Below are 2,835 nucleotides of genomic sequence, written 5' to 3'. Positions count from 1 at the left end.
GGTCGCCCGGCCCGGGCGGGCGCCGGCCCTGCCCGGGCCGCCCGCCGGACGCGATGTGGTGCGGCGCGAGCTGCGCGGCATGTGGGTGGCGACCGTCGCCAACACGGACTGGCCGTCGAAGCCGGGTCTGTCCGCCGCCGCGCAGCGGGACGAGCTGGCCGCCGTCCTCGACCGGGCCGTGGCACGGAAGCTGAACGCGGTGATCCTCCAGGTCCGACCGACCGCCGACGCGCTGTGGCCGTCGGCGTACGAGCCGTGGGCCGAGTGCCTGACCGGGACGCAGGGCAAGGACCCCGGCTGGGACCCGCTCGGCACCGCCGTGCGGGAGGCGCACGACCGGGGTCTGGAGCTGCACGCCTGGTTCAACCCGTACCGGGTCGCCAACCACACCGACCCGTCCCGCCTGACCGCCTCCCACCCCGCGCGCCGCAATCCGGGCTGGGTGCTGCCGTACGGCGGCAAGCTCTATTACGACCCGGGCCTGCCCGAGGTCCGCGCCTTCGTCCAGGACGCGATGCTCGACGCGGTCCGCCGCTACGACATCGACGCCGTGCACTGGGACGACTACTTCTATCCGTACCCGGTGGCCGGCCAGAGCTTCGCGGACGGCGCCGCCTACGAGAAGTACGGCGCCGGTTTCCCCGACCGGGCGGCCTGGCGCCGCGACAACACGGACCGGCTCGTGCGCGAGATGTCCCAGCGCGTCAAGGAGCTGAAGCCCGGCGTCCGCTTCGGGATCAGCCCGTTCGGCGTCTGGCGCAACGCGGACACGGACCCGGCGGGCTCGCCGACGAGGGCGGGGGTGCAGACGTACGACGACCTGTACGCCGACACGCGCGGCTGGATCCAGAAGGGGTGGCTGGACCACGTCGTCCCGCAGCTGTACTGGCACATCGGCAACGCCGCCGCGGACTACGCCGCGCTCGTGCCGTGGTGGTCCGACACGGTGCGCGGGACGGGCGTCGACCTGTTCATCGGCGAGGCGCTGTACAAGTGCGGCGACCCGGCCCAGCCGGCCGCCTGGCAGGACCCGGCGGAGCTGTCCCGCCACATCGGCCTGGCGGCCGGGTACGACCAGGTCCGCGGCCACGTGTACTTCTCGGCGAAGAGCGTGGCGGCGGACCGGATCGGCGCGATGGACCGGGTGGTCGCCGACCACTACCGGAGCCGCGCGAGGCCGCCGCGCTGAGGGCCGGCCGTGGGGCCTAGGTGATGTCCGCGTCCCGGCCCGCCGCGCAGCCCGTGTGCTGGACGACGGTGTCGGGGCCCGGTGCGAGCAGATGCTCGTGCCCGTCGCCGAAGCGGACGCGGTACGGGGGAGTGCCCCGGGCTCCGAGCACTTCCACGATCTCGGCGACCCGGTCGTGCTGGCCCACGGTCCTGCCGTGCGTCAGCAGCCGGTCGCCCTTGTGTGCCTCCATCGGGAGTGACCTCCTCGCGGGATGGCGTGCGTGCCCTGCTGCTGACCAGTCTAGGACCGGGTGCGCGCCGCGCGCTGGGTGAGCGCGATGCAGACCAGGACCGCGACGGCCGCCACCGGGGCCGCCGCCGAGACCTCCTCGTCGAGCAGGAAGAACGACCAGAACAGGGTGAGCAGCGGTTGGGCGAGCTGGAGCTGGCTGGCCCGGGCCACCCCGATCTCCGCCATGCCCCGGTACCAGACGTACAGCCCGAGGAACGTGGAGACGGCTGACACCCAGACCAGCCCGACGACCCCGTGCGCGTTCGGGTGCACCGGCTCGTACGCCAGCGCGACGGCGGCGCCCGCGAGGCTGAGCGGCAGCGTGAGGATCAGCGCCCAGCCGGTCACCTGCCAGCCCGGCATCGCCTTCGCCAGCCTGCCGCCCTCCGTGTACCCGGCCGCGCACACCAGCAGCGCGCCGAACAGGTAGAGGTCCCCGGCCGACAGCGCCCCGCCGCTCTGCGCCACGGTGAAGACGATCACCACGGCCGCCCCGGCCACCGCCGCCGCCCAGAAGGCGCGGGGCGGGCGCGTCCCGGTCCGCAGTGAGGAGAGGACCGCCGTGGTCAGCGGGAGCAGCCCCACGACCACCGCGGCGTGCGAGGTCGTGGACGTCCGCAGCGCCAGCGTCGTCAGCAGCGGGAAGCCCACCACCACCCCGCCGGCCACGACGGCCAGCCCCGCCCAGTGCTCGCGGGCCGGCGTCCGGACCCGGCCCGCGAGCAGGAAACCGCCGGCCAGTGCCGCGGCGAGCAGGCCGCGCAGCGCGACCAGGGACCAGGGACCGAAGCTTTCCAGGCCCCAGGCGGTGGAGGGGAAGGTCAGCGAGAACGTCACCACGCCCAGCAGCGCGAGCAGCGTTCCCCGGCCGGCCGGGGCCGACGGGCTCGGGCCGACGCCGGAGGCGGTGACCGCTATCGTGATCGGCGCAGTAGCGCTACTCTGTGCTCTCATGCATGAGCGTAGCAGTGTGGCGGAACTGGTGACAGTCCTGCGGTCCGAGCTCGACCGCTACTCACCGGGGGAGAAGCTGCCGTCGAGCCGGGCTCTGGTGGAGCGCTTCCGGGCCGGCCCCGTGACCGTGTCGCGGGCGGTCGCCCAGCTCGCCGCCGAAGGGCTCGTCGTGACCCGCCCCGGTTCCGGCGCCTACCGGGCGCAGCCCGCCGCCCGGCCGGCGCCCCCGGCCGGCGACACCTCCTGGCAGGAGGTCTCGCTGAGCGGTGGCGGCTTCCCGGAGGCCGTGCCCCGCAGCGTCGACGTCTCCGGCCTCCTGTTCAGCCTCGCCGCCCCGCCCACCGGGGTCATCGAGCTCAACGGCGGCTATCTGCACGTCTCGCTCCAGCCCGAGCGGGCCCTGGCCGCCGCCCTGGCCC

General features: G+C 74.8%; 4 protein-coding genes. 2 read left to right on the top strand and 2 right to left on the bottom strand.

Annotated elements, in window-relative coordinates; genetic code table 11:
• Nucleotides 1–1,189, top strand: a 1,189-nt coding sequence (locus G3I41_RS05940) for a family 10 glycosylhydrolase (RefSeq protein WP_164399251.1), incomplete at its 5' end; no start/stop codon positions are given.
• Nucleotides 1,190–1,205: 16 nt separating this feature from the next.
• On the opposite strand, the gene G3I41_RS05935 is transcribed toward G3I41_RS05940, so the two are convergent.
• Nucleotides 1,206–1,421, bottom strand: coding sequence for a DUF1918 domain-containing protein (locus G3I41_RS05935; protein WP_164399250.1), 216 nt, complete (start codon nt 1,419–1,421; stop codon nt 1,206–1,208).
• Nucleotides 1,422–1,471: 50 nt separating this feature from the next.
• Complete coding sequence (locus tag G3I41_RS05930; protein ID WP_164399249.1) at nt 1,472–2,416, bottom strand: DMT family transporter; 945 nt, start codon at nt 2,414–2,416, stop codon at nt 1,472–1,474.
• Here G3I41_RS05930 and G3I41_RS05925 point away from each other — a divergent pair.
• Nucleotides 2,415–2,835: winged helix-turn-helix domain-containing protein (locus tag G3I41_RS05925; RefSeq protein WP_164399248.1), on the top strand; the 421-nt coding region annotated here is incomplete at its 3' end. The two genes, G3I41_RS05930 and G3I41_RS05925, sit on opposite strands and share 2 nt — an antisense overlap.

The sequence above is a fragment of the Streptomyces sp. SID9727 genome (assembly GCF_010550605.1).
Lineage (GTDB): Bacteria > Actinomycetota > Actinomycetes > Streptomycetales > Streptomycetaceae > Streptomyces.
The sequence above is the reverse complement of the archived record's forward strand: the minus strand, read 5'-3'. Positions and strand labels throughout refer to the sequence as shown.